The organism is Micromonospora sp. NPDC049230, from assembly GCF_040647875.1.
Taxonomy (GTDB): Bacteria; Actinomycetota; Actinomycetes; order Mycobacteriales; family Micromonosporaceae; genus Micromonospora.
The window spans coordinates 1-25,305 of record NZ_JBEZCZ010000069.1 but is presented as its reverse complement, the minus strand read 5'-3'; the positions used below and the strand labels follow the sequence as shown (position 1 = coordinate 25,305).

Sequence of the window (25,305 nt, the reverse complement as noted above, 5' to 3'; positions counted from 1 at the left end):
GTCTTACCGCGTTGTCCTAACCCGCCCCGCCCGGCCCCCCCCCCCCGGCTCCGGGCGGTCAGGCTTGATCCCTGCGCCGGTCGGGCTGCCCGGAACCCCTGACCTGGTCCCTGTGGTCGCGTCGGTCTCGGGTGGGGTGGGTCATGAGTGACTCTGGTGCTCGGGTTGTCCCGGGCAAGGCTGTGCCTCGGGGGGCTTTTCCGCACGTCAAGGTGGCGGGTGGGTTCGTCTTCGTCTCCGGTACGTCGTCGCGGCGGCCGGACAACAGCTTCGCCGGTGTGTCGGTCGACGAGTTCGGTACGACGAACCTCGACATCCGGGTGCAGACGCGGGCGGTCATCGAGAACGTGCGGGACCTGCTGCGGTCGGTCGGCGCGGACCTCGGCGACCTCGTGCAGGTGAGCACGTACCTGGTCAACATGAACGACTTCGGTGGTTACAACGAGGTGTGGGCGGAGTTCTTCGACGCGTCCGGGCCGACCCGCACGACGGTGGCGGTGCACCAGTTGCCGCACCCGCACCTGCTCATCGAAATCCAGGCCGTGGCCCTTCTCCCCTCCGGAGGTCAGTCGTGAGTGAGATCGCCGAGCCGTTCAGCTTTCCGGGCTGGATCGCGGACAACCAGCACCTGTTGAAGCCACCGGTGGGCAACAAGGAGATGTTCCCCGGCGGCGACGACTTCATCGTGATGGTGGTGGGCGGGCCCAACCAGCGCACCGACTTCCACGTGGACCCGTACGAGGAGTTCTTCTACCAGGTCAAGGGCAACATGCACATCAACCTGATGACCCCGGAGGGGCCGCGTACGGTGCACGTGCGCGAGGGCCAGATGTGGATGTTGCCGCGCAACACCCCGCACTCGCCGCAGCGCCCGGAGGCCGGCTCGATCGGCATGGTCGTGGAACGGGTCCGTGCGGAGGGCACCCTGGAGAAGTTCCAGTGGTACTGCCCCGAGTGCGGAAACAAGGTGCACGAGGTGGAGTTGCAGGTCCGCGACATCGCGGCCGACCTGCCGCCGGTGTTCCAGGCGTTCTACGCCGACGAGGCGGCCCGCACCTGCGCCGACTGCGGCACCCTGCACCCGGGTAAGGGCTGATGCCCGCACGTGTGGTCGACGTGCACACGCACGTCGTACCGAAGGGGTGGCCGGACCTCGGCGCGGCGTGCGGCGGGTCCGGTTGGCCCTGGTTGCGGGTCGACTCCGAGCGCGCCGCCATGATCATGGTGGGGGAGACGGAGTTCCGCCCGGTCGGCGCCGAGTGTTGGGACGCGTCGCGCCGGCTGGCCGACATGGACGCCGACGGCGTGGACGTGCAGGTGGTCTCGCCGACGCCTGTCTTCTTCAGCTACGACCGCCCGGCCGACCAGGCGGTGAAGGTCGCCCGCATCTTCAACGACCTGACCCTGGAGGTCACCGCGGCCGGTGGCGACCGACTGGTGCCGTTCTGCCAGGTGCCGCTTCAGGACCCGGACGCCGCCTGCGCCGAGCTGGATCGCAGCCTGGCCGCCGGGCACGTGGGCGTGGAGATCGGCAACCACGTGGGCGACCGGGACCTGGACGACGCCGGGGTGGTCACCTTCCTGCAACACTGCGCCGAGGTGGGCGCACCCGTGTTCGTCCACCCGTGGGACATGCCGGGCGGTCCGCGCCTGGACCGGTGGATGGCCCGGTGGCTCGCCGGGATGCCCGCCGAGACGCACCTGTCGGTGCTGGCGATGATCCTGGGTGGCGTCTTCGACCGGGTGCCGGAGACGCTGCGGATCTGCTTCGCGCACGGTGGCGGCAGCTTCCCCTTCTGGCTGGGTCGCGCCGACAACGCCTGGCACCGCCGTGGCGACCTGGTCCGGGGCGCGTCCGTCGCCCCGCCCAGCAGCTACGTCGACAGGTTCAGCGTCGACTCGGTGGTCTTCACGCCGCCCGCGCTGCGGCTGCTCGTCGACACGCTGGGGGAGGACCGGGTGCTGGTCGGCAGCGACTACCCGTACCCGTTGGGCGAACGCCCGGCCGGCGCGGTGGTCCGCGACGCCGACTTCCTCAGCGACACCCAGCGCGACAAGCTGCTCTCGGCCAACGCCCTGCGCTTCCTCGGCGAGTCGGGTATATAAGGAAACCCTTCGCGGATATACTCGCCGCATGAAGACTGTTATCGATCTTGACGATGAACTGCTCGACCGGGCCCGCCTTGAGCTCGGCACCAAGAGCAAGAAGGACACTATCCATGCCGCGTTACGCTTGGTCGCCGAGCGGAGTCAGCGTGCGCAGGCCATCCGGGAGCTGCTCTCGGTCGACCAGGACTGGACCGGCCTGATCGAGGACGACAAGACGCCGCGCGGCGAGCGGGACGCCGCATGATCCTACCGGCCGGGCTCTACCTCATCGACACGTCGGCGTGGAGTCGCCGGCGTCAGCCGACCGTCGGCAAGCGAATCACGACCATCCTCGAGGAAGGCCTCGCCGCGACCTGCGTTCCGCTCGATCTCGAGAACGGGCGCAGTGCCCGCAACTTCCGGGACGCCATGACGATGCGCGCACGCCGAGCGGAGCTGATGATCGACCTTCCGATCACCCCGGCCGTCGCGACCCGGGCACGTGACCTGCAACTGGCGCTGACAGGTCGTGGCCATCATCGGGCGGCCGGCCCCGTTGACGTCCTGGTTGCTGCCGCCGCTGCCGAATACTCCGCGATCGTCCTGCACTACGACCGGGACTTCGATCTGATCAGTGACGTCGGTGGGCCGCGCAGTGAGTGGGTGGCGCCTGTGGGCTCGCTCAGCTGATCCGAGGACGTCGTGTCGGAGGCCGACGGCCGGTCAAAAGCGGGCAGGATGAGGACATGGCCGAGCCGCACGACCTGACCGCGTTGGAGCAGGCCGCCGCGATCGCCTGCGGCGAGTTGTCAAGCGTCGACCTGGTCGAGCACGCTCTGCGCCGGGTGGCGGCGCTCGGCGACACCGTTGGCGCGTTCGTCACCGTCACCGAGGACCTCGCCCGGCAGGCCGCGCGTGCCGCCGACGCCGTGCCGGCCGAGGCACGCGGCCCGCTGCACGGTGTGCCGACCGCGATCAAGGACCTGACGCTCACCGCCGAGGTCCGCACCACCTTCGGCTCGGCCGCGTTCGTCGACTTCGTCCCGCCGGTCGACGCCGACGTGGTCCGGTTCATCAAGGCCGCCGGCCTGGTCAGCCTCGGCAAGACGACCACCTCCGAGTTGGGCTGCTCGCTCTACTCCGAGGGCCGGGTCGCGCCCCCGGCCCGCAACCCGTGGCAACTGGCGTACACCGCCGGTGGGTCCAGCGGTGGCGCGGCGGCGGCGGTCGCGGCCGGCCTGGTCCCGGTCGCCCAGGGCTCCGACGGCGGCGGCTCCCTGCGCATCCCGGCGTCGCTCTGCGGCCTCGTCGGCTACAAGCCCAGCCGGGGCCTGGTCTCCGGTGGGCCGGTCGGCTCCGGCGCGTTCGGCCTGCCCACCAGCGGCCCGCTCGGGCGGACCGTCACCGACGTCGCCGCGCTGCTCGACGTCATGGCCGTGCCGGTGCCCGGCGAGCCCTACCTTCCGCCGAGCGCGCCGCCGGGCGGCTACCTGGCCACCGCACGCCGTGCCGAGCCCGGCCGGCTGCGGATCGGCCGGTTCACCACGCCGATGCTCGCCGACGAGCCGGTGCACCCCGACTGCGTGGCCGCCGTGGACCGGGCCGCCGCGCTGCTCACCGCGGCCGGGCACGAGGTGGTCGAGGTGGCCCCGCCGCTCGGGCCGGCGGCGTGGCCGCTGTTCGAGATCCTCTGGTACGTGCTGGCGCTCACCCCGGTGCCGCCGCAGCGGGAGGCGGAGCTGCTGCCGCTGACCCGGTTGCTGCGGGCCCGGGGCGCCGAGATCTCCGCCGGCACCCTGGCCGCCACCCTCGGGGAGTTGCAGGCACAGGTCCGTCTCGGTGCCCGGCGCACCGCCGGATGCGACCTGCTGCTCTGTCCCACCCTGGCCGCCCCGCAGGCACCCGTCGGCTGGTTCACCGCCGATGGTGACCCGGCGGCCGACTTCGACAGGCAACGCCGCTTCTCGCCCTACTGCGCCATCTTCAACGTCACCGGCGATCCCAGCGTCTCCCTGCCGCTGGGCACCACGACCGACGGCCTGCCCGTCGGGGTGCTGCTCACCGGCCGGTACGGCGACGACACGCGGCTCATCGCGACCGCTGCGCAACTGGAACACTCCAGTGACGGATGGGATCGGCACCCCGCAATCTGGCGGGCCGTCGACTCCGCTAACGTGAATGGTGACGGCGTCGGGCGGTCGACATCATGATCGTCCATCCGACCCGGTTGTTCGAGGTCGTCCTTCTTCCGCCTGGGGGCGTTGGGATTGTCTGTTACCGAGACGTTGCTGGTCTTCGTCGGCATCCCGTTGGCCGCGGTGCTGGTCATCGCCGGCCTGTCGTACGCCGGTAGCCACGGTGGTGCCACCGGCGGTGGCGGTGGCGCCAAGCGCTACCGGCCGGGCCGGCCCTTCGACTTCACTCCGGTCTGGTTCCTGGGCCGTCCGGAGCAGCTGGCCGACTCGGCCGGCACCGCGCTGGAAGCAGGGGCGCAGGCGCCCGCGCTGACCAGCCACAAGCTCGAGCAGGCCAGCGTCGAGGCGCCGGCCGGTGGAACCGGAGGCGCAAGTGACCGTTGGTGAGAAGCAGGCCGGGTCGGGAAATCCGCCCGAGGTGCTGGACGGGCCCTTCTCGACCCGCCAGCTGCTGCGCATCGACGAGGCGCTGCGCCTGGCCGACAAGGGCACCGGGCTGGTCTTCTCGGTCTTCGTCGGCGGTCTCGACGAGCCGGTCCGTGAGCACGCCCAGCGGCTGCACCGTCAGCTCGCCGACCCCGACAAGTCGGTGCTGATCGCCGTGTCGCCCAACCAGCGCCAGCTGGAGATCATCACCGGTCGGTACGCGCGCAAGCGCATCCCCGACACGTACGCCAAGCTGGCCGCGCTCTCCATGGCCGGCGCGTTCAGCGGCGGCGACCTGGCCGGCGGCATCATCAACGGCCTCGACCAGCTCGCCAGCCACGCCGGCAAGGGCTGAGCCCCTTCCCGTACGACTCGCAAGATCACCCTCGATCCAGGAAATAGGGGCCCCGGCTACGGCTGAGGCCCCCATTTCCACGTCAACGCCGTTGCGTTAGGTAAAACGGCCCAGCACCGCCTCGCCGATCATGGAGTTGTGGTGGGTGACAGAACGCCCGTAAACCCCCAAAGTCGGCACCACAACTCCATGATCGCCAAGCTGGGCCCCACCCGCTCCCCGATCGGGCACTCCTGTCCCGGGTTGACCGAGGTGGTGGCCCGGTGGTGTCGGGTTTGAGCTGGTCAGCGCGGCCAGGCGCTCGGAACCAACCTCATCGTCCACGGCTCGTCCACTGTCACCGCGTCGTCCGGGCCGACAGTGCCCAGCAGCTCGTGATGGTCGCCCTCGCCGAGCCGATAGCGGTAGAGCACCGGGCCGAAGTCGCCTCGCTCCACCGGCCAGTAGTGCGGGATACCCGCCTCGGCGTAGAGGGCGGGTTTGGTGAAGCGATAGTGGCGGCGGCTCCCCGTCGACTCGACTTCCAGGACGAGCGCGATGTTCTTGGGTTCGGCCCACATTCGCCCGCGCGGTGCGCTTGGTAGCAACACCGTCAGATCGGGGATGAGATTACCGCCGCGGGACCTGCACCCCGATCTCCCGAATCACCCGCCAACCGGCGGGGGCCGGCTGGCGAATCGCCATTCGAATCTCTGGCCCGGTGCCGGCGAGGACTCGCGTCCACGCCGGCACCGGGCCGCGTACCCCCTGCTGGTCAGCTCTGCTGGGCGTCCTTCGCGCGGGCCTTGAGCGCCCGCACGACGCCGTCGCGGCCCTCGGCGACCAGCCGCCGCAGCGGGCCGGGGTGCCCGTCACCGGCCAGCCACGCGTCAGTGGCCGCCACCGTGTCGTCCTCCACCAGGTAGGTCGGGTACGCCAGTTGCGCGAACTCCTGCGCGGGCTCGCTGTCCCGGGTGGCCCACACCTGGCTGACCGCCGCGAAGTACCGCTCCCGGTAGGGCGCGACCAGGTCCACCTGCGCCGGGTGGGCGAGGCCCTGCAACAGCGCCCGGTGCCGCCAGTTGGGCAGGGCGTCCGGACCGGTCAGCAACGCCCAGACGGCCGCCTTGTTGTCCGCCGTCGGCACCAGCGCGTGCGCGTACGCCGCCTCCCGCTCGCCGCTGGCGGTGCGGTCACCGGCCAGTTCCGCCTCGATCTCGGCGGCACCGGCCGCGCCGTTGGCCACCAGCGCGGCGAGCACCGACCAGCGCAGCTCGGTGTCCACTGTCAGCCCGGCCGGCGCACCGGTGCCGTCCAGCCAGCCGCGCAGCGTGGCCAGGTCCTCCTCGGAGCGGGCCGCCGAGGTGAACGCGCGGGCCCAGGCGAGCTGGAACCCGCTGCCGGGCTCCGCGCTGGCGAGCGCGTCGCGGGCGGTACGGGCCAGGTCGGCCCAGCCGGTCGGCGCCCAGGCCGGGTCGGCGTAGAGGGTGAGCGCGGTGGTCGCCTGCCGCAGGGTGGCGGTGACCAGGTTGATGTCGGTCTCGGCGGGCAGCCCGCTGAGCGTGAGCGCCACGTAGTCGCGGGCGGACAGCTCCGCGTCGCGGATCATGTCCCAGGCGGCGGTCCAGCACAGTGCCCGCGCCAGCGACGACTCGAAGCCACCGATGTGCTGCACCACCGTCGCCATCGAACTGTCGTCGAGGCGCAGCTTGGTGTAGCTCAGGTCGTCGTCGTTGAGCAGCAGCACGTCGGCCGCCCGGACACCGCGCAGCTCGGCGAGGTCGGTCCGCTCGCCTGTCACGTCCACCTCGTGCCGCTCGCGGCGCACCAGCCGCCCGTCGGTCAGGTCGTACAGGCCCACGCCGATCCGGTGCGTGCGCAGCGTCGGGTACGCCGTCGGCGCCTCCTGCCGCACCACCACCTGCTCGTAGGTGCCGTCCGCGCCGATCGTCACCTCCGGCCGCAGCGTGTTGACCTGGGCGGTCTCCAACCACTGCGCGGCGAACTTGCGCAGCTCCCGGCCGGACGCCGCCTCCAACTCGGTGAGCAGGTCGTCGAAGGTCGCGTTGCCCCAGGCGTGCTTGCCGAAGTAGGCCCGCAGACCGGCCACGAACGGCTCCTCACCCACGTACGCGACGAGCTGCTTGAGCACGCTCGCGCCCTTGGCGTAGGTGATGCCGTCGAAGTTGACCTCGACGGCCTCCATGTCCGGCATCTCGGTGTAGACCGGGTGGGTGGAGGAGAGCTGGTCCTGCCGGTAGCCCCAGTTCTTGCGGATGGACAGGAACGTCGTCCACGCCTCGGTGAACCGGGTGGCGTTGGTGTTGCACCAGTGGCTGGCCCACTCGGCGAACGACTCGTTCAGCCACAGGTCGTTCCACCAGCGCATGGTGACCAGGTCACCGAACCACATGTGGGCCAGCTCGTGCAGGATCGTGTTGGCCCGCTGCTCGTACTCGAAGTCGGTGACCTGCGAGCGGAACAGGTAGTGCGACTCGGCGTGCGTCACGCAGCCGAAATTCTCCATCGCGCCGGCGTTGAAGTCGGGCACCCAGAGCTGGTCGTACTTCGGCAGCGGGTAGCGCACGCCGAACTTTTCGTGGAAGAAGTCGAAGCCCTGCTTGGTGATGAGGAACAGGTCGTCGGAGTCCAGGTACGGTGCCATCGACGCCCGGCAGAACGCCCCCAGGTCGATGCCGTCGTGGCTGTCGCGCACCTCGTGGTACGGCCCGGCGCACATCGCCGTGATGTAGGTGCTCATCCGGGGCGACTCGGTGAAGTGCAGCGTCTTGAGGGCCTCACCCGCGGGCTCCTCGCGCTGCACCGGCATGTTGGACACGGCCCGCCAGTGCGCCGGCACCGTGGCGTGCCAGGTGTAGACGCTCTTCAGGTCGGGCTGGTCGAAGCAGGCGAACACCCGCTGCGCGTCGGCCGTCTCGAACTGGCTGTAGAGGTAGGTCTCGCCGTCCACCGGGTCGACAGTGCGGTGTAGACCCTGCCCGCTGTTGGAGTAGGCGAAGTCGGCGTCGACCACCAGGGTGTTGTCGCTGGCCAGGCCGGACAGGACCAGGCCCTTCTCGGCGGACCAGTCGGACAGGTCGACAGGCGAGCCGTTCAGCGTCGCGGACCGCACCGACTCGGCGGCCAACTCGATGAAGGTGCTCGCACCCGGTTCGGAGCAGCGGAACCGGACCTCGGTCGTCGACCGGAACGTACGGCCGTCGGCCGCCAGCACGGCGGTGGACAGGTCCAGACTGATGTCGTACCCCGTCACGTTGAGCAGGCGGGCCCGCTCGGTCGCCTCGACCTGCGTCAGGTTGCGCACTCCCGGCACTGTTTGTCTCCATCCCACATGTCGCCGTACGCCCGGCGGCGCCCGTTCGCCTACCGCTCGTGACGGCTGGCCCGATTCGAGTCTTCCATGTACGGGCAGCCCGCGGTGGCCGAGGTCACGCTCTCATCCGGGTGCCGGTCGATGCGCTGCGGGGTGAAGATTCTTCTCGGACGCCGACCGCCGCCGGCGCCACCCCGTCACGAAGGGATCTCACAGTGACCGAACGTGTCACCGCCGACATATGGTTCGATCCGGCCTGCCCGTGGGCGTGGATCACCTCCCGTTGGCTGCTTGAGGTCGAGCGGATCCGGGACGTGGACATCCGCTTCCACGTGATGAGCCTGTCCGTGCTCAACGACGGCCGGGACGAGCTGACCGAGGACTACAAGGCATTCCTCCGTACCGCCTGGGGCCCGGTGCGGGTCTGCGTCGCCGCCGAGCAGCGGTACGGCAACGATGTCCTGCGCCCCCTCTACACCGCGCTCGGCACCCGGATCCACCTCGGCAAGGAGGAGCTGAACCACGAGCTCTACGTCGCCGCGTTGACCGAAGCCGGCCTGGACCCGGCGCTGGCGGCGGCCGCCGAGAGCACCGACCACGACGAGGCGCTGCGGGCCAGCCACGAGGCCGGCATGCGCCCGGTCGGGCAGGACGTCGGCACGCCGGTCGTGCACGCGCCCGGCCCGGACGGCAGCCCTGTCGCGTTCTTCGGGCCGGTGATCACCCCGGCCCCGAAGGGGGAGGCCGCCGGTCGACTCTGGGACGGGGTGCTGCTGGTCGCCGGCACTCCGGGCTTCTACGAACTCAAGCGCAGCCGCGAGCAGGACCCGATCTTCGACTGAAGACGCGCGCGGGCTCCCCTGTCCACGGCCGGCGTCGGCAGGGGAGCGCTGCGCGACGGCGTACGGGCCCGCTCGGCGTGTCGTGGGTCGGCGGCGCCTGCCCCGTCACCGGGAGACCGCCGGGCTCGTTGGCCTGCATGTCCGCCGCAGCGACCCGCAGGAGGGCCGCACCCCGCAGTTCGTGGAGGCAATCCCGATGGCCAAGCACCGCGCGTCCGGTGACGATCAATTGACCCGGCCGGGGGTGATCGAGACTCCCGGCGCGGACTACTGGTCCGTCGACGACTCCCGCTGGCCGGCGGTCCGTCCCGACCTTCCCGCCCACGTGGCGGACCTGCTCGCCCCGCCCATCGTGGTCGGCGTGGCCCGGGTGCCGGTGACCTCCCGACTGACCCCGGTCGTGCCCGTGACACCGCCGCTCGCCGATCCCGCGTCGCCGGTCGTCGCGGTGCTCAAGCCCGTACCGGCAGCCGCCGTGGCGTCGGTCCCGGTCCTGCCGTCGGCGGCCGCGCCGGCCGAGCCCGCGCCGCCCCCGCCGGCCCCGGCCACCCCGCGTCCGGTGCCGACGCCGCCGCTGAGCCCGCGTCCCGTCCCGGCGCCGCCGCCCGAGCGCCCGGTGCCGGGGCCGCCCGCGTCACCTCGTCGCGCCGTGAACACCGGGCCGGCCGCGGCCGGTCGACGGGGCAACGCCGGACCGGCGGTGGCGGGCAGGCACCGGCGGGGCGCATCCGACCGCGCCAGCTGACCGGCTCGGCACTTTCATCTGGTGGACCCGGCGTGGGTCCCCGTCGGTGCCGACACCGCCGCCGGTAGCGTCAGTGGGCATGACGGTCGTGCATCCGATCTCCCGGGCGTGGGTCACCACTGGTGGCACCGGCGCGCAAAACTACGACGAGTTCGCCGACGACGCGGAGATCACCGCGATCATCGAGGCGAACCCGCACAGTGCTCTCGGCATCGAGATGCCGCATCGCGCCCCGCAGAGCCTGGGCACGTCGTTCCTCGACGCGCTGCCGGCCGCGGCGGCCCGCCTCGCCGAGGCGAAGGCCGACGGCAGTTACACCCCCGCCGAGCAGGTGGTGGTGCTCTACCGGATCAGCGCGCCCGGCGAGGAGTCGGCGTACGGGCTGTTCGCGATGGTGGACACCGACCAGATCTCCACCCGGGCCGACGAGCCGGGCCTGGTCATCCGCAACGAGGACGTCTTCATCGCCAAGGTGCGCGAGCGGGTGGCGCTGGCCGAGACGCTGGGTCACCTGCTCTCCCCCGTACTCCTGCTCCAGACCGGCCGGGGCGACGAGCTGCACGCCGCCCTCGCGGCGGCGACCGAGTCGGCCGGCGTGCCCGCCGCGACGGACACCGACCAGGCGGGCCGCACGCACGCCATCTGGCTGCTCGGCCCCGGCCCGGAGCAGACCACGCTGACCGACCTCGCCGGTGGCGGGGAGCTGGTCGTCGCCGACGGTAACCACCGCAGCCTGGCCGCCCAGACCGGCGGGCTGCCGCGGTTCCTGGCCGTGGTCACCACGCCCGCGTCGGTGGCCATCCAGCCCTACAACCGGCTGGTCAGCGAGCTGACCACCACGCCGGCCGAGCTGCTCGACCGGCTGCGGGCGGCGGGCGCCGAGGTCGCGCCGATCGACGGCCCGGTCGAGGTCCCGGCGGCCGGCGGCACCGTGCACCTCCGCCTCGGCGACCAGGGGTACGCGGTACGCCTGCCCGCCACGGGCGGCGGCGACCTGGAAAACCTGGACCACGCGCTTGTCGAGCGGCTGCTGCTGCGCGACGCGCTCGGTCTGGACCCGGGCGACAAGCGGATCACCTACGTCGGCGGCGACTACCCGGCGGGCTGGCTCACCGGTGAGGTCGACGCCGGGCGGGCCGAGCTGGCGATCCTGATCGCCCCGGTGACAGTGGCGGATTTCGTCGCGGTGAACCTGGCCCGGGAGAAGATGCCCCGCAAGAGCACCTGGTTCACCCCGAAGGCGCGCGGCGGTCTGGTCGTCGCGGAGCTGCCGCGCTGACCGGTCGCGCACCCGACCGTGTGACGAACCCGGCTCTCCGACGCCGCCCGCGCGACGTCGGAGAGCGCGGCCTGAGAGACTGCGCGGTATGCGCGTCTACCTGGGATCCGATCATGCCGGTTTCGAGTTGAAGGTGCACCTGGCCAACCACCTGGCCAAGCAGGGGTACGACGTGGTCGACGTCGGCCCGCACGGTTACGACCCGGACGACGACTACCCGACGTTCTGCCTGCACACCGGCGACCAGGTGGTGGCCGACGAGACGGGCCTCGGAGTGGTCATCGGTGGGTCCGGCAACGGTGAGCAGATCGCCGCGAACAAGGTCGCCGGGGTCCGCGCGGCGCTGGCCTGGAGCGTGGAGACCGCCCAGCTGGCCCGCCAGCACAACGACGCGAACGTGGTCGCGATCGGTGCCCGTCAGCACACCCTGGACGACGCCACAGGCATCGTCGAGGCGTTCCTGAACACGCCGTTCTCCGGCAACGAGCGGCATGCCCGACGGATCGCCCAGGTGGCCGAGTACGAGAAGACCCAGCAGTTGCCCGAGCTGCCCTGACCGTGGGGTCAGCGCGGCGAGCGGGGCAGCTCCTCGCGGGGCACCCAGTTGCGTCGGACGACCACCACCCGGGCCTCGGCCTCGGCCAGGTCGTCGTCGGTGGGTCGGGCCGCGTCCCGGGCCCGTAGCGCGGCGCTGAGCCCCACCTGGGACGACCCGGAACCGACCAACCCGCGCAGCCCCCGCTCGCCGTCGCGCTCGTCGCCGCCGGAGTTCCGGCGGCGCGGGGGCGGGTCGTCACCGTTGTGCACACCAGTGGTGCTGGTCGTCGGGCTGTCGGTGCTCCGACCGGCCGTCTCGGGGTCGGGGTGGTGGTGGCGCAGCCGTCGCCGTCGTCGGTCGGGGTCACCCATCAGCCGACCGTACCCTGCCCGGCGTGGGATTCGGCACTGTCGTGCCGGTCCGTGTCGCGGGCGGGGTCGGCGACGGGTTTGCCGGCTGGTTACCCTCGAATTCAGGCGGTGGTGGTGCCGTCGGTCAGGGGGAGGACGAGATGGCAGACCAGCCGCAGCCGTGGGCGGAGCGGACCGTGGAGGTGCCACCGCAGGCCGGCGTCGGGGTGCCGCCGCAGCGTGACGGGTTCCGCCGGGGCGTGGCGCCGGTGGGTCAGCCGCGCACTCCGCGGACCGAGCCGTTCGGAGTGGTCGAGCAGGAGCCGACCGGCACCGGCTGGCCCGGTGAGCCGGCCCCGCGCCGGCCGTTGAGCTGGCGGATGGCGCAGCTCCGTCGCGGCGGTGAGTGGAGTGCGGCGGCCGGGCTCTTCGCGTTCGTGTGCTGGGGGATCTGGGCGCTCTCCGGTCAGGGTGACCTGAGCGGCCCGCTGCTGGTGCTGGTGCTCAGCCTGCTGGTGGCGGTCGGCCTGTTCGCCCTGTCCCGGCTGGTCGGCCGGATGGTGTGGGAGCGGCAGCTCGGACGGGTGCGGCGCAGCGCCCGGGGTGCCCACCTGGCGACCGCGGTGTTCCTCGTCGGCCTCGGCGTGGCGTGGCTCCAGCAGACCGAGTGGGTCGTCTCGGCCTGGAACTGGATCTCCTCGAACTGATCGTTACCGCGTACGGGCGGGTCGGCTCCTCGCCGCCCGCCCGTACGCCCGGTCGCGGCACGCCGCGACGCCGGTCGTCTCCCCACCAGGCCAGGCTGCTGCTTACCCGGCCGGCCACGGTTCATCCGCGGCCGGCCGATCCGACTGTCACCCCGTTCGGGGCCGTGGGAAGGCGGCGGTGGCGTCAGTGGCTGCCGCCGTGCCCCTCGGCGTCGGCACGGGGCGAAACGACCCGGGCGGCCGGGTCCTCGACGCCGGGCTCGCCGCCGTCGGGGGCCACCATCCCGTCGTAGTTGTACAGCGGCCGACCGTCGTCGTGCTGCTTGGTGGTCTTGATGTAGCGGTGCATCATGCCGTCGATCTCCACCTCGACGAGAGCGTCGCCGCCGGTGTCGTGGGTGCTGCCGTCGCGGGGGCCGCCAATCAGGTGGGCCGTCGTTTTCGTGTCCATGACTAGGCCCTACCCGCGGGTCGCCGGGCGGAAACGGATGAAATGTCGCCGGGCTCTTCGATGGCTCCCGGCGGTGCCGTGTTCGGCGCGGGCACGGCACCGCCGAGAGGTCAGGGTGCGGGCTGGGCCGCCGCGTAGTCGCGCGCCACCCGGACCATCTCCACAAGGCCGCCGGCGTACTCCCGGGACTCGCCGATCGACGGCCGGCGTCGGACGATCATGTGCCCTCCTGGCGCGCATCGATGTCTCTGGTCCTTACACCAGCGCACAGATCGATACCTGTCAAGGCGGGCGGCGCGCGCCTCGGGACCCCGTGGCGGGGCCGGCGCGGGCTAGGACGGGCGATCTTCGGAATCCTCTGGCGTCGCCCGCTGCACCAGCGAGCCGACCCGACCGCGATGGCGAGCACACCCGACGGTGTCCTGGTGCACGAGCGCTCGACCCGTCTGGTCTGTCTCGACCCGGCCGACGGCGTGGCCCGGTGGGACGTACCCATCGGCACCTGGCCCCGCGCGGTCGTGGCCGACGGGTCGCAGTGCTGGGTGATCAGCCAGGACCGCAACGAGCTGCGCTGCCTCGACGTGCGCGGCGGCGAGGTCCGCTGGAGCGTCGACCTGCCCCACCTCACGGCGCACATCGTGGTGGCCGGCGAACGGGTGCTGGTCGGCGGCTGGCGCGGCTACACGGGGTTGCGAGCGTTCGATCGGTGGACCGGCCGCCACCGGGCACGTGCTGGCCACCGGGCGACCCGGCCTGCTGCTGCTCGTCGACGACACCGGTCGGCCCCGCGAGCGTCGCCTGGTCGACCAGCAGATCAGCGGGCTGCGCGTGTCGACGCCGGGTGTCCTGCTGGTGGCCGGCAAGGGCTCGCTTCTCGCACTGGACGCCGCCACGCCGACGGCGTGAGTGGTTCGTCGCCTCCGGACGCCGTACGGCGTTGATTCCCCCGGGACGTACGCGAGTTTCGGAGCAACCCTCCGGGTCGGACCCCGCGTGACTATCTCGAAACGGGGATCGGAGGCCTGGATGAGCGATCGCGACGAGGCGTTCGCCGAGTACTTCGCGGCACGGTCCGCTGCCATGCGCGCCACCGCGTACCTGCTGTGCGGCGACTGGCATCGGGCGGAAGACCTGGTGCAGACCACTTTCGTCAAGCTCTACCGGGTCTGGCACCGGATCTCGCGGCACGAGGTGCTCGACAGCTACGTCCGCCAGATCCTGATCCGCACCTTCTTCGACGAGCGACGTCGCGGCTGGTGGCGGCGCGAACGGGTCGGGGGCGAGGACGCCGAGCAGACGGCTGTTCCCGACTCGCCGGAGAACAGGCTGGTGCTGCTCCAGGCCCTGGCCCGCGTCGCACCGCGCCAACGGGCCGTGCTGGTCCTCCGCTACTGGGAGGACCAGTCGATCGAGGACGTCGCCGCGCTGCTGGACTGCTCTCCAGGGACGGTGAAGAGCCAGGCGGCACGCGGGCTCGACACCCTGCGCGGCCTCCTGGCACCCACCTACACCGGGATCGAGATGGGGGAGCGATGAACGAGGAAGAGCTGCGCGAGACGTTGCGCACCGAGATGGCGAGCACCACCCCACCACCACCACTGAGTACGGAAGCCGCACTCGGTGCGGCGCGGCGGGCACACTTCCGCCGCCGTGCGCTGTGGGCGTCCCTCGGATCGGCGGCGGTGGTGTTGGCGGTCACCGGCTTCGCCGCCGTCGGCCGCCCGAACGACCCTGTCTATCAGCCGGCGGGTGGGGGGTTTCCGGCTGCGGGCTCGTCGACGGACACCAAGGAGCCGTGGCCAACCGGCCCCGACGGTCGACCACAGGAGGACCGGACGGCGCGGGCCGGGTCCCAGCACGACCGGGCGATCGGACTGCTCAACGCGGTGGTGTCCGCCGTGCCCGCCGGCTACACCGCTCCGGAGGATCCGGCGGGCCAGCCCGCCGACCAGCGGATGTTGCGGACCCAGCAGGCGCAGTTCGAGGAGAAGGTGAACGGCGTCGACAGGTGGAGTTACCTGACCTCGGTCGCCGTGGCCCAGGGCATCGGCACCGGCCGGGTGATCGTCGAGGTGCACGACGCCGGCAACCAGTTGCCGGCCGAGCCGTGCGCCCTGGCCCGCACCTTCTGGGGCATGCGGGGCGAATGCCAGGTCGAGACCGTCGGGGCGGCGCAGGTCGGCGTGGTGGTCCGACCGGGCAGCGACGACCGGCTCGACCAGTGGTCGGCGTACCGGCACCCGGATGGCGTGGTGGTCTACGTGGCGCAGGGCGCGAAGCTCGACGAGACCCGGCCGTCGTTGCGGAAGTTGCCGTTCTCGGTGCGGCAGTTGGCGGCCCTCGCCGTCGACGAACGGTTCCACCTGCGGTGACCCGTCCCCGCCCGGGTTCCGGCCCGGGCGGGGACGCCCGCCCTACTCGACGTACGCCAACTGCACGAGGGTGGTGCGACGGCCACGACGCACCAGCCGCCCCCGACCGGGTGGTTGGACGGAGAGGTGGGCCTGCGGCCAGAGCTGGCCCTCCTGCCGCTCGCCGGACAGCAGCAGCCCGGCACAGCCGACCTCCTTCATCCGCTGCGGCACCGGCTCGTGGACCGCCCGGCCGGCACCGCCACTGCGTCGCGCCAGCACCAGATGGAAGCCGAGGTCCTTCGACTGCGGCAGGAACTCCAGGAACGGCGCCAACGGCCCGGCGCCGCCACCGGACAGCAGGTCGTAGTCGTCGCAGAGCACCACGACCTCCGGCCCCTTCCACCACGACCGGCTGCGGAGCTGGTCGACGGTCAGGGTGTCCGGAGGTAGCCGGTTGCGGATCTCGCCGGCGACGCCCGCCACCAGCCCCTGGGCGGCGGTGGCGGTGCCCGCGTACGCGGCGAGATAGGCGTCGGGTACCGCGTCCAACATGGTGCGTCGCAGGTCGATGACCGCGAAGACCAACTGGTCGTCGGTGAACTGGGCGGTCAGGTCCCGGACCAGCAGGCGAAGCAGCGAGGTCTTGCCGCTTGCCGAGTCACCGAAGACGAGCAGGTGCGGGTCGGTGCCGAACAGGTCGAGCATTGTGGGCCGCAACTCCGCCTCGTCGAGCCCGAGCCGGACCCGTCCGTCGGCGGGGAGCCCGGTGGCCACCTCGCCGTACCCGATCATGGTGGGCAGCATCCGGATGGCCGGGGCCGACGGGCCGGTCCAGGCCGTCGCCACCCGGGACACCAGGTCGTCCAGGCCCTTCGGCAGGGTGCGAACGTCGTCGCTGCCGTCGATGCGGGGCAGTGCGATGTGCGCGGTCAGGGCGTCCTGGGTCAGGCAACGGCCCGGCGTGTCGGCGCGCAGGTTCTCCGCGGCCTGCCGCTTGATGGACGAGTCCAGCGGGTCGTTCAACCGGAACTCGATCTTCGAGCCGATCACCGCCTGGAGCTGCATCCGCAGGTCCGACCAACGGCCGGCGGTCAACACCAGGTGTACGGCGTACCCGAGCCCCCGGGCACCGATGTCCTGGACGAGATCGGCGAGATCCTCGAACTCCGACTTCAACACCGGATAGTTGTCGATCACCAGCACGACGTCGGCGGCGGCCAACTCGGGCAGCCGCCCCTCCCTGTGCATCTGCCGCATCGTGTCGATCGAGTCGATGCCGTGCGCGGCGAACAGCTCCTCCCGTTCGGTCATCAGCATGCTGACCTCGGTCACCGTCCGGCGGATCCGGTCCGGGTCCAGTCGACCGGCCACCCCGCCGACGTGCGGGAGCCCGGCCAGCGCGTTGAGCGCACCGCCACCGACGTCGACGCAGTAGAACGCGATGTCCTGTGGGGTGTGGGTCAGCGCGGCCCCGGCCACCAGGCTGCGCAGCAGTGTCGACTTACCGGTCTGTGGCGCGCCGAGCACGCAGACGTGCCCGCCGGCGCCGGAGATGTCCAGCACGAACGGTTCCTGTTTCTGCTCGGTGGGCCGATCGAGCAGACCGAGCGGGATCCGCAGCCGGCCGCGCCGCTCCACCGGAGCCACCAGGCCGTACGCCGGATCGGTCTCCAGCGGGCCGATGACGGAGTCCAGTGGCAGCGAGGCCGGTAGCGGCGGCAGCCAGATCCGGTGCGCCTGCCGTCCGTGCTCGCGCAGCCGGTCGACCACCACGTCCAGGGTGCTCGGCGCCGAGACGCTCTCGTCGGCCTCGGCCGACTCCTCGGTCGTCAACGGCTTCGGCAGGTGCCGGGCCACGTTGTACATCAGGAAGACCGTCGGGTCGGGTGCGGCGTCCACCACCTCCTCGCCGGCCGGCGGGTGATACGTGCCGGACACGTACGCCGCCTTGAACCGCTCGAAGACAGTGGTGTCGACCTTCAGGTAACCCGACCCGGGCAGCGGTGGCAGCCGGTACGCGTCGGGCACCCCCAGCACGGTGCGGCTCTCCTGCTCGTTGAAGGTGCGCAACCCCAGCCGGTACGACAGGAACGACTCCAGCCCGCGCAGTCGACCCTCCTCCAACCGCTGCGAGGCGAGCATCTGGTGGATCCCGATCGACCGGCCGATCCGGCCGATGGCGATGAACAGCTCGATGAATTCCGGTTTGGCGGTCAGCAGCTCACTGAACTCGTCGATGATCACCATCAGGTTGGGCAGTGGCGGCAACGGCCGGCCGGCGTCACGCCGCTTGTTGTACTCGGTGATGTTGGCCAGCTGTCCGGCGTCGAGCAGGATCTGTTGGCGGCGCTTCATCTCCCCCTGGATCGCGTCGTGCAGCCGGTCCACAAGGCCGGCGTCGTCGGACAGGTTCGAGATCATCGCCGAGGTGTGCGGCAGGTGTTCCAACCCGGCGAAGGTCGCGCCGCCCTTGTAGTCGACGAGCACCAGGCTCAGCCGCTCGGGCGGGTGGGTCATCGCCAGGGTGAGCACCAGCGTCCGCAGAACCTCGGACTTGCCGGAGCCGGTCGCGCCGACGCAGAGCCCGTGCGGGCCCATGCCGCCCAACGCGGCCTCCTTGATGTCCAGGTGCACCGGGTTGCCGTCCGTCCCCACCCCGAACGGCACGGTGAGGAAGTCGGAAAGCATCCGGGGCGCCCACAGGGAACGCACGTCGTAGCTCGCCTCGTCGACGATGCCGAGCAGACCACGCAGGTCGACTGTCGCCTCCAACGGCGCGTCGTCCACGGTGTCGGCGACCAGCCGCAGCGGCGAGACCCGCCGGGCCAGCGACGCCATCTCCGACAGGTCGAGCTTGTCGACGGTGCCGGTGGACGCGCCGCGCAACCGCTCGCGCTCGGCCAGGATCACCTGCGCCCGAGTGTCGGTGACCTTGCGCAGATCCTGAACTGTGACCCGGTCGTCCTCGCAGAGCACCCGCACATCCACATGGGACGGCTCGTGCTGCTGGTCGTCGACGAGCACCACCACCGCCATGCCCAGGTCCTCGGGGGCGAGACCGGCTTCGAGATGACCGAGCGGGTCGGCCCGCCCGGCGGAGATCTGGTCGACCACGACGACCAGCCGACTGCCCCGGAACCGGTGCTGGGGATCGCCAAGTCGCCGGGCCCGGTTGACCTCACCGACGCGCCGGGACAGCTCGGCGGTGAGCAGCGCCGCCAGTGCCATCGGCTCGGCCGCCACCAGCCGCTGCGGGGCCGGCCCGTCGAACTCGCTCGGGTGCAGGCAGTGCGGAAGCCACTTCAACCAGTCGAACTCCGGCCCGGCGGTGCCGCCGAGCAGCCACGCGAGACGTACGTCGTCCGGGGCGTGCAGGGTGGCGAGCTGCGCGACCAGCACCCGCACCAGGTTGCGGGTGGCGCCCGGGCTGCCCACCACCGAGACCACACCGGTGACCGGCACCGCGACCGGCATGCCGTCGAGCAGGCGGTCCCGGTCGACCACCAACCGGGCGGCGGCCAGGGTGACCGGGTCCAGGTCGATCATCGGGTTGTTCTCGTCGGCCTGGAGGGTGACCCGCCGCCACAGGCGATCCTGCCCGTGCCCGACCCGCAGCACCAGGAAATCCGGGTCGGCCAGCCGCCGCTCCCACCGCCGGTGCGGGTCACGGAGCAGGTCCGGCAGCACCTCCGGGGCCGGGTGCCGGTGCTGGGCCGCGGCCCGCTGGGTGACCGCGTCCGCCCGGATCTGGTCGCGGATCCGGTCGATGTACTCCAGATAGCGTTGCCGTTGTCGGGAGAAGCGACGAGCCGCGCCGGTGCGCTGGGTGACGTACGCGGCGATGCCCCCGAACACCGTGGCGACAAGCATGCCGAGCCCGGCGATCATCATGATCGGGTTTTGGTTGGCCATCATCATGAGCAACATGCCGGCCCCGCCCATGATCGGGAGGAAGACCTGCATGACGCCCGCGAACCCACCGCCGCCGTCGGGCACCGCCGGTGGTGAGACCACGTCGAGCGCGGTCGGCTCCGGCTCCGGTGGTGGAACCCGGGCCGGTCGGTGAATCACCCGCTGCGTCATCGCGACCCCCTCCGGGCCGAACCGATCAGTGCCTCGGCCGGGTTACCGGTAGTGCTCCGACTGCCTACAGTAGTACCGGTCGACACACCGAACCGACCGTGCGGGGACGGAGGGTCATGGCAACCCGATTCACCCGAGTGACAGTGGTGGCCGGCGGGCGAAGCCTCGATATCAGCCTGCCGGCGGCCCGGCCGGTGCTGGAGTTCGTGCCGCAGGTCTGCGAGCTGCTCTCGCTCACGCCCGAGGCCGCCGGCCGCTGGAGGCTGTCCACTGTGGCCGCCGGTGGATTGGACCCACGCCGCTCCCTGGACGAGGCCGGCATCATCGACGCCGAGACGCTCTATCTGACCCCGCCCGAGCAGGCACCCCTGCCACCGTTCGTCGACGACGTGGTGGACGAGGTGCAGGCCACTCTGGACGACGACGGCAGCGAATGGCGTGACGCCGCCCGGATGACGGGCAGTGCGGCACTGGCCGGTGTCGTGGTGCTGACCCTCACGTACGCGCTCACCACCATGCCGGTGCCGGTGGCCGCGGCCCCGGCCATGCTGTTCACGGTGGCCGCGCTGGCGGTGTTGGCCGGCCGTGTGCTCGGCGCACCAGGTGGCACGCTGCTGATCGCCGCCGCCGTGCCGGCCTGGTTGGTCGCCGGCGTCGCGGTCGCCCGAGCGGCCGGTTGGCCCGAGCCGGCCCTTCTCACCGCCGGCGCCCTGGGCGCCGGTCTCGGCGCCGCCCTGTTCGTGCTGGCGGGCGAGCGGTGGTATGGCGTTGCCGCTGGTGGGCTCGCGGTGACGGTGCTCGGCGGGCTCGGCACCGCGCTGCTCGCCGCCGGTCTCGATCCGCGGCAGACGGCGGCCGTGGGCTCGGTCGTTGTCGTCTTCGCGGTGGGGCTCGCCCCCCAACTCGCGCTCAGCTCGGCCCGCCTCGTCGATCTGCTGCGCCGGCAGGAGGAGAGCCAGTGGGTCGGCCGACACCTGGTCGCGGCGGCGGTCCGCCGGGGTCAGACGGTGCTGTCCGGTGCCGTCGTCGGCGTCGCGCTGGCCGCCAGCGCCGCCTGTGTCGTGCTGCTGACCGGCCCGGCCGGCATCGGCGTGCTGCTCGGCGCGGTGCTGGGGCTGGTGTTCGCGCTGCGGTCGCGGGTCTTTACCCGCTTCGGTCAGGTGTTGCCCATGCTCGTCCCGCCGGTGACGGCGGCCACCGTGGCGGTGCTCGATGCCGTCCGCCTCAGCGACGCCGACGAGGCGGTGCGGGCCTGGCTGGCCGTGGTCGGTGTCCTGGTGGTGGCGGGTGCGGTGCTCTGGGCCGGCCGTCCCCGGCTGGACGACGTCGGTGCCGCCCGGCTGCGGCAGCTCTTCGACCTGGCCGAGGTGCTCGCGGTGGTCAGCCTCGCGCCGCTGGTGATCGCTGTCTTCGGTGGCTTCGACTGGGCGGCCCGCTGAGCCGAGGGCCGAGCGCATCCGCTGATCAGCCGATCCGTGTGCCGCGGAGCACGATCGCCGTGGTTGGCCCGGACGCCTCCGCCGGCCCGGCCGACCGCACGAGGAAGGCCCCCGCCGCGTCCGACGCCTGCTGCGTGGCGACGGGTGGGGCCAAGCCTCGTTTCTGGCGTTGCTGGGCGAGCAGGCCGCCGATACTGGTGATCGCCCAGACCGCGACAAGCAACAGGGCACCGACGACCAGGCTCGCGATCACCGTCGCGTAGGGGCGGCGCAGATCGCGTGGGCCGCGCCGGGACCCGTGCAGGAGCGCGGCCTTGGCGGTGGCGGTGCGCAGTGCGTGCGCCTCGACCACCACCCGGTCCCGGCCGTCAGCCACGGCCGCGCCCGGCCCCGTCGTCAGTCATTGTCGCGCCCACCTCGGTGGTCAGCCATGGTCGTCGTCCCGGTTGGCCTCGTCGTCCCGGTTGGCCTCGGTGGCGGCGGCCACGTCGTCCGCATCGGCCGGTTTGATGCTCTGAGCCACCGCCACGATCACGTCGGCGAGCACCTGCTCCATCTCGGGGTGCGGTGTCGCGGCACTGAGCAGGGCCGTCCAGGTGGTGGCGGGCAACGGCAGGAACAGCTGTAGCACCGTCGAACGCACCCGGGTCAGGCCGCCCGGCGGCACCGTGGACGCGACGTCGCGGTGCAACACCCCCGGCCCGACCGGCGTCTCGACCTCCTCCGTCGTGCCGGTCCGTGGCAGCGTCTGCCGGACCAACGCGAGACCGGCCGGTTGCGGCGCCGAGTTGAACCAGCCCAGGTGCAGCCCGGCGCTGCCGACCGCACCTGTGGACATCCGACCCAACTGCACAAGACTCAGCGACGCGCCGGCCCGTTGACAGTCCGCGACGAGCTGTTCGAGGAACTGGAGAACTCCCCGACGCTCGGCGGCGCGTAGGCGCTGCCCGAAGAACCGGTCGTCGACCATCCGTGCGGCGCTGTGCTGCCAGGACTCCGGATTGGTGTCGAGCAGCGCCCAGTCCGAGGGAACCCCGATGAACCACGGGAAATCCGGGTGCGGAGCATGGGGGTTGAGCTTCAGGTCGTGCGAGGGCAGCGGGTCGAGCATGGAGACGTCGCTCACGCGGCACCCCTACGATTCGGTCGGGCGCAGCGCGGCGGCGGTCTGGGTGTCGAAGTCGGAGACCATCTTGCCGATCGCGCTGGAGAGCCCGCCCCACTCGCCGATGTTGTTCATCAACTCGAGCAGGCTGGTCTTCCACTCGTCGCGGAAATCGGAGATCGCGCCCTGAATATCGGAATGATCATCGGTCAGGCCGGCGCAGTCGACCACCCCGCGATGGTCCGTCTTCAACTGGTCAGCGAGGGTGGTCAAGTTTCCACCTAGGCTGACCAGCGTCGCATAAGGATACTGAACGTACGTCATCCCGCCTCCCCGTCATCGCTCGCCAAGGCTAACAACTCACGTCTATACGGGGGGACCCCGATGACCGAGTACCGACAGATCGGCCGGACGATGGTGCGAGCCCTCGACCCCCGCATCACCGCCCGGGTGCGGGCCGAGCGGGAGCGCGACGAGATTCTCTCCGCCCGGCTCCGGCCGGGGGTGATCGCCGTGGTCGGCCCGGGCTCGGGCACCGGCCGCTCGACAGTGGCCGCCCTGCTGACCTGGGCGCTGGCCCGCCACCAGGGCGGCAGGGTGCTCGCCGTGGACACCGGCCACGGCGGCGGCCTGCACAGCCGGCTGGCGATCCGGGCCGGTGGATCCACCGAGGTGGTGCTCGCCGGCCTCGGCCTGCGCGGTGCCACCGACGGTCGGCGGCCCGCGGTGGGTCATCGGTGGCTGCGGGAACGCCTCGCGCTGGCCGAGCGGGCGATGCTGCTGGCCGGCCCCCCGGGCGCCGCCGAGCCACCGGTGACGGCAGCCGAGTACGGCACGGTCTCGGCCACCCTGAGCCGCTGGTTTCCCGTACGGGTCGTCGACACCCCGCCGCTGACCGACGACCCGGTCGTGCCGGCCGTGCTGACCCGGGCCGACCGGGTGGTGCTCGTGGCCCCGAACGACGAGCGCGGCCCCCGGTGGCTCGCCGACTGCCGGTCCTGGGTCGCCCCCCTGCTGCGCGAGCCGTTCGACCAGGTCGGCGTGCAGGTACTGGTCGGCCAGGGCACACAGCCGGTCGATGCCACGGCCGGGCAGTCGCCCGGTGACCTGCCGACCTTCGTCCTGCCGTACGACCCGGCGCTGCGGACCGCCGACGCGCTGCGCTGGGCCGATCTCGCGAGCGGCACGCAGGAGATCATTCTCGACCTTGCCGCGCAGATTGTGCGAGATATGCGACTCGGGTAGCACACAAAGGTCGTTGCGTGTCTATGTTCGAATAACTGTGGGTCGAGTTCACGGGAGGGGCTCCGGATGGGCGCGAAGTTTTCGATCACCGACAATGCGGTCAACCAACACTCGTCAAACCTAGACACTTCGGTCGCCGCGCTCAACAGCCAGGCGCGATCGTTCATCAGCGCGATCGAGCCGCTGCCGGCGGTCTGGAAGGGCTCCGCGTTCCAGAGTTGGGACCAGCTGACCCAGCGGTGGAACACGGCGATGGCCGATCTCAACAAGGCGTTGACCGACATCACGAGCCGGGTCGGTTCGGCGGGGCAACTCTACGACACCTACCACTCGGAGCAGACCAGCCAGTTGCAGTCGACCATGGGGTCGGCCAACTGGGACAGCGCGAAGTTCCGGGGCTGACGGGAAGGTTACGGGGATCATGGGTGACGTCTTCAGTTACGACGAGTCGACCGCTGGGTCGGCGCAGGGCGACATCGCGTCGGTCGCCAACGGGGTCCAGGCAAGTCTCGATGATCTGACCAACTTCGTCACCCGGGTGAAGGCCAACTGGGAGGGCGACGAGATGGAGATCTACAACGGCATCCAGATGCAGTGGAACACTGCGGCGGACACCGTCAAGCAGATCCTCGACTCGGTGAAGGGTGCCCTGGGTCAGACCACGACGTCCGTGCAGGAGATGCGCGGTCAGGTGCGGGGGACTTTGCAGGGCTGATCCATTCGTGCGTCCGCGTCCGGGCATCGATCGATGTCCGGATGCGTCGTCGTGCTACGCGGTGCCGGGCGGACAGCTGCCCCGACCGGGTCTGCTTCCGCTTGTCTTGAGGCGTAGTCATCTGTCGTCGTATCGGGTGGGTCGGTGGTTTGGGTCGTCGTGGGCGTCAACGCTTGATCAGCGGGTGGAGGTCGACGAGCAGGGGGTGTGCTTCGTCGCCGAGGACGGCATGGTCCTGTCCTACCCGATGCCCGCTGGTGTCGAGGCGCAGACGATGCCGGAGACCGGGCCTCGCTGGCCGCTCACCGCGACTGCCGACGGCTACCGCGTTGACCAGCCCGAGACCGGTCGGGCCCTGCACTTCCAGACGTTAGCGGACTTCCAGACGGTTTCTGACCAGCCCGAGCCAGAGGGCGGTCGTCCCGGGCCTGAGCCGGAGGGTGACGGTGACCCTGTTCGGGTGCTGCCGCTGGTTGCCGTGACGGACCGCAATGGTCATCGGATCGACGTGGACTGGCGCGACGGTGTGGTCACCGAGGTTCGGCACAGTGGTGGGTACCGGATCGGTGTGGACACCCTGCACGGGCAGGTGGCGGCGCTGAGTCTGCTCGACGCGGAGCCTTCGGGTGATGCCCGGACCCTGGTGCGGTTCGGCTACGACGAGGGCGGTCACCTCGCGGAGGCGGTCAACGGGTCGGGGTTGCCGTTGCGGTTCTCCTATGACGACGATGGCCGGTTGGTCCGCTGGCAGGACCGTAACGAGCAGGAGTACCGCTACACCTACGACGAGCAGGGCCGCTGCGTCGCCGCGACCGGCTCGGGCGGATACCTGTCCGCGCGGTTGCGTTACGACCCGGTTGAGCGGAAGACCGCGGTGGACGACTCGCTCGGCCACACCACGGTCTACGAGCTGACCGAGCGCGGTCAAACGCATCAGGTCACGGACCCGCTGGGTCATGTCACCTTGTTCACCTGGGACCGGTTTGATCGGAAGCTGTCCGAGACCGATGCTCTCGGGCGGACGACTCGTTGGTCCTACGATGACGACGGCAACCTGGTCGAGGTCACCCGCCCG

29 protein-coding genes are annotated in these 25,305 nt (G+C 71.5%); 21 read left to right on the top strand and 8 right to left on the bottom strand.

The genetic code is table 11. From position 1 onward, the window contains the following. Positions 1-143 precede the first annotated feature (143 nt). From AB0A95_RS33335 to AB0A95_RS33300, 8 genes are all read left to right on the top strand, one after another. Complete coding sequence (locus tag AB0A95_RS33335) at positions 144-575, top strand: RidA family protein (protein WP_357559738.1); 432 nt, start codon at positions 144-146, stop codon at positions 573-575. After that, complete coding sequence (locus tag AB0A95_RS33330; RefSeq protein WP_357559737.1) at positions 572-1,096, top strand: 3-hydroxyanthranilate 3,4-dioxygenase; 525 nt, start codon at positions 572-574, stop codon at positions 1,094-1,096. The genes AB0A95_RS33335 and AB0A95_RS33330 overlap by 4 nt, the downstream gene beginning before the upstream one ends. Continuing rightward, on the top strand, positions 1,096-2,106 hold the full coding sequence (locus AB0A95_RS33325; RefSeq protein WP_357559736.1) for an amidohydrolase family protein: 1,011 nt from the start codon (positions 1,096-1,098) through the stop codon (positions 2,104-2,106). The genes AB0A95_RS33330 and AB0A95_RS33325 overlap by 1 nt, the downstream gene beginning before the upstream one ends. A gap of 28 nt (positions 2,107-2,134) precedes the next feature. Further along, positions 2,135-2,353 carry a type II toxin-antitoxin system VapB family antitoxin gene (locus tag AB0A95_RS33320; protein WP_357559735.1) on the top strand — a complete coding sequence of 73 codons (219 nt, stop codon included), beginning with the start codon at positions 2,135-2,137 and terminating at the stop codon, positions 2,351-2,353. Beyond that, entirely contained in the window at positions 2,350-2,778 is a 429-nt protein-coding gene (locus tag AB0A95_RS33315) for a PIN domain-containing protein (RefSeq protein ID WP_357559734.1), read from the top strand. The genes AB0A95_RS33320 and AB0A95_RS33315 overlap by 4 nt, the downstream gene beginning before the upstream one ends. A gap of 56 nt (positions 2,779-2,834) precedes the next feature. Then, positions 2,835-4,298: an amidase gene (locus tag AB0A95_RS33310; protein ID WP_357559733.1), complete on the top strand. Its 1,464-nt coding sequence runs from the start codon at positions 2,835-2,837 to the stop codon at positions 4,296-4,298. 75 nt (positions 4,299-4,373) lie between these two features. Further along, positions 4,374-4,670: a hypothetical protein gene (locus AB0A95_RS33305; RefSeq protein ID WP_357559739.1), complete on the top strand. Its 297-nt coding sequence runs from the start codon at positions 4,374-4,376 to the stop codon at positions 4,668-4,670. Further along, positions 4,657-5,064: a DUF5130 family protein gene (locus tag AB0A95_RS33300; protein ID WP_357559732.1), complete on the top strand. Its 408-nt coding sequence runs from the start codon at positions 4,657-4,659 to the stop codon at positions 5,062-5,064. Before AB0A95_RS33305 ends, AB0A95_RS33300 begins: the two co-directional genes overlap by 14 nt. Positions 5,065-5,348: 284 nt before the next feature. Here the strand turns inward: AB0A95_RS33300 and AB0A95_RS33295 are convergent, their stop codons facing one another. Together AB0A95_RS33295 and pepN are read right to left on the bottom strand one after the other, a co-directional pair. Then, positions 5,349-5,654, bottom strand: coding sequence for a Uma2 family endonuclease (locus AB0A95_RS33295; protein ID WP_357559731.1), 306 nt, complete (start codon positions 5,652-5,654; stop codon positions 5,349-5,351). Positions 5,655-5,818: 164 nt separating this feature from the next. Beyond that, positions 5,819-8,368, bottom strand: coding sequence for an aminopeptidase N (gene pepN, locus AB0A95_RS33290; protein WP_357559730.1), 2,550 nt, complete (start codon positions 8,366-8,368; stop codon positions 5,819-5,821). Positions 8,369-8,592: 224 nt separating this feature from the next. Between pepN and AB0A95_RS33285 the strand changes: the two genes are divergently transcribed. From AB0A95_RS33285 to AB0A95_RS33270, 4 genes are all read left to right on the top strand, one after another. Next, the gene (locus AB0A95_RS33285) at positions 8,593-9,219 is read left to right on the top strand and encodes a disulfide bond formation protein DsbA (protein WP_357559729.1); all 627 of its coding nucleotides are present in this window, start codon (positions 8,593-8,595) and stop codon (positions 9,217-9,219) included. Between the two features lie 196 nt (positions 9,220-9,415). After that, positions 9,416-9,964, top strand: coding sequence for a hypothetical protein (locus AB0A95_RS33280; protein ID WP_357559728.1), 549 nt, complete (start codon positions 9,416-9,418; stop codon positions 9,962-9,964). A gap of 79 nt (positions 9,965-10,043) precedes the next feature. Further along, positions 10,044-11,243, top strand: a complete 1,200-nt coding sequence (locus AB0A95_RS33275) for a DUF1015 family protein (RefSeq protein ID WP_357559727.1) — start codon at positions 10,044-10,046, stop codon at positions 11,241-11,243. A gap of 88 nt (positions 11,244-11,331) precedes the next feature. Beyond that, positions 11,332-11,799, top strand: a complete 468-nt coding sequence (locus AB0A95_RS33270) for a ribose-5-phosphate isomerase (protein ID WP_357559726.1) — start codon at positions 11,332-11,334, stop codon at positions 11,797-11,799. An 8-nt stretch (positions 11,800-11,807) separates the two neighbouring features. Here AB0A95_RS33270 and AB0A95_RS33265 read toward each other — a convergent pair whose 3' ends face one another. Then, the gene (locus AB0A95_RS33265) at positions 11,808-12,152 is read right to left on the bottom strand and encodes a hypothetical protein (RefSeq protein WP_357559725.1); all 345 of its coding nucleotides are present in this window, start codon (positions 12,150-12,152) and stop codon (positions 11,808-11,810) included. Between the two features lie 140 nt (positions 12,153-12,292). Here AB0A95_RS33265 and AB0A95_RS33260 point away from each other — a divergent pair, with 140 nt between their 5' ends. Next, positions 12,293-12,838, top strand: a complete 546-nt coding sequence (locus AB0A95_RS33260) for a hypothetical protein (protein ID WP_357559724.1) — start codon at positions 12,293-12,295, stop codon at positions 12,836-12,838. A gap of 184 nt (positions 12,839-13,022) precedes the next feature. Here the strand turns inward: AB0A95_RS33260 and AB0A95_RS33255 are convergent, their stop codons facing one another. Then, positions 13,023-13,289, bottom strand: a complete 267-nt coding sequence (locus AB0A95_RS33255) for a hypothetical protein (protein ID WP_357559723.1) — start codon at positions 13,287-13,289, stop codon at positions 13,023-13,025. A 729-nt stretch (positions 13,290-14,018) separates the two neighbouring features. Between AB0A95_RS33255 and AB0A95_RS33250 the strand changes: the two genes are divergently transcribed. From AB0A95_RS33250 to AB0A95_RS33240, 3 genes are all read left to right on the top strand, one after another. After that, positions 14,019-14,195, top strand: coding sequence for a hypothetical protein (locus tag AB0A95_RS33250; RefSeq protein ID WP_357559722.1), 177 nt, complete (start codon positions 14,019-14,021; stop codon positions 14,193-14,195). Positions 14,196-14,315: 120 nt separating this feature from the next. Continuing rightward, entirely contained in the window at positions 14,316-14,825 is a 510-nt protein-coding gene (locus tag AB0A95_RS33245) for a SigE family RNA polymerase sigma factor (protein ID WP_357559721.1), read from the top strand. Further along, positions 14,822-15,661 carry a hypothetical protein gene (locus tag AB0A95_RS33240; protein WP_357559720.1) on the top strand — a complete coding sequence of 280 codons (840 nt, stop codon included), beginning with the start codon at positions 14,822-14,824 and terminating at the stop codon, positions 15,659-15,661. Before AB0A95_RS33245 ends, AB0A95_RS33240 begins: the two co-directional genes overlap by 4 nt. 42 nt (positions 15,662-15,703) lie before the next feature. Here the strand turns inward: AB0A95_RS33240 and eccCa are convergent, their stop codons facing one another. Continuing rightward, positions 15,704-19,726 (bottom strand): type VII secretion protein EccCa, encoded by a 4,023-nt coding sequence (gene eccCa, locus AB0A95_RS33235; RefSeq protein WP_357559719.1) that lies wholly within the window; start codon positions 19,724-19,726, stop codon positions 15,704-15,706. 116 nt (positions 19,727-19,842) lie between these two features. On the opposite strand from eccCa, the gene eccD reads away from it, so the two are divergent. Then, on the top strand, positions 19,843-21,165 hold the full coding sequence (eccD, locus tag AB0A95_RS33230) for a type VII secretion integral membrane protein EccD (protein ID WP_357559718.1): 1,323 nt from the start codon (positions 19,843-19,845) through the stop codon (positions 21,163-21,165). Between the two features lie 25 nt (positions 21,166-21,190). Here eccD and AB0A95_RS33225 read toward each other — a convergent pair whose 3' ends face one another. From AB0A95_RS33225 to AB0A95_RS33215, 3 genes are read right to left on the bottom strand one after another with little or no spacing between them, the layout of a single operon-like run. After that, a complete protein-coding gene (locus AB0A95_RS33225; RefSeq protein WP_357559717.1) occupies positions 21,191-21,541 on the bottom strand; it encodes a hypothetical protein in 351 nt (116 codons plus the stop codon). Between the two features lie 48 nt (positions 21,542-21,589). Continuing rightward, positions 21,590-22,291 (bottom strand): hypothetical protein, encoded by a 702-nt coding sequence (locus AB0A95_RS33220; protein ID WP_357559716.1) that lies wholly within the window; start codon positions 22,289-22,291, stop codon positions 21,590-21,592. A 9-nt stretch (positions 22,292-22,300) separates the two neighbouring features. Further along, positions 22,301-22,594 (bottom strand): hypothetical protein, encoded by a 294-nt coding sequence (locus tag AB0A95_RS33215; RefSeq protein WP_357559715.1) that lies wholly within the window; start codon positions 22,592-22,594, stop codon positions 22,301-22,303. Positions 22,595-22,654: 60 nt separating this feature from the next. Between AB0A95_RS33215 and AB0A95_RS33210 the strand changes: the two genes are divergently transcribed. The 4 genes from AB0A95_RS33210 to AB0A95_RS33195 form a co-directional block, all read left to right on the top strand. Beyond that, on the top strand, positions 22,655-23,515 hold the full coding sequence (locus AB0A95_RS33210) for a hypothetical protein (RefSeq protein ID WP_357559714.1): 861 nt from the start codon (positions 22,655-22,657) through the stop codon (positions 23,513-23,515). Between the two features lie 66 nt (positions 23,516-23,581). Beyond that, the gene (locus AB0A95_RS33205) at positions 23,582-23,917 is read left to right on the top strand and encodes a WXG100 family type VII secretion target (RefSeq protein ID WP_357080014.1); all 336 of its coding nucleotides are present in this window, start codon (positions 23,582-23,584) and stop codon (positions 23,915-23,917) included. 19 nt (positions 23,918-23,936) lie between these two features. Continuing rightward, on the top strand, positions 23,937-24,230 hold the full coding sequence (locus tag AB0A95_RS33200) for a WXG100 family type VII secretion target (RefSeq protein ID WP_357080017.1): 294 nt from the start codon (positions 23,937-23,939) through the stop codon (positions 24,228-24,230). After that, positions 24,160-25,305: DUF6531 domain-containing protein (locus AB0A95_RS33195; protein WP_357559713.1), on the top strand; the 1,146-nt coding region annotated here is incomplete at its 3' end. The genes AB0A95_RS33200 and AB0A95_RS33195, both read left to right, overlap by 71 nt.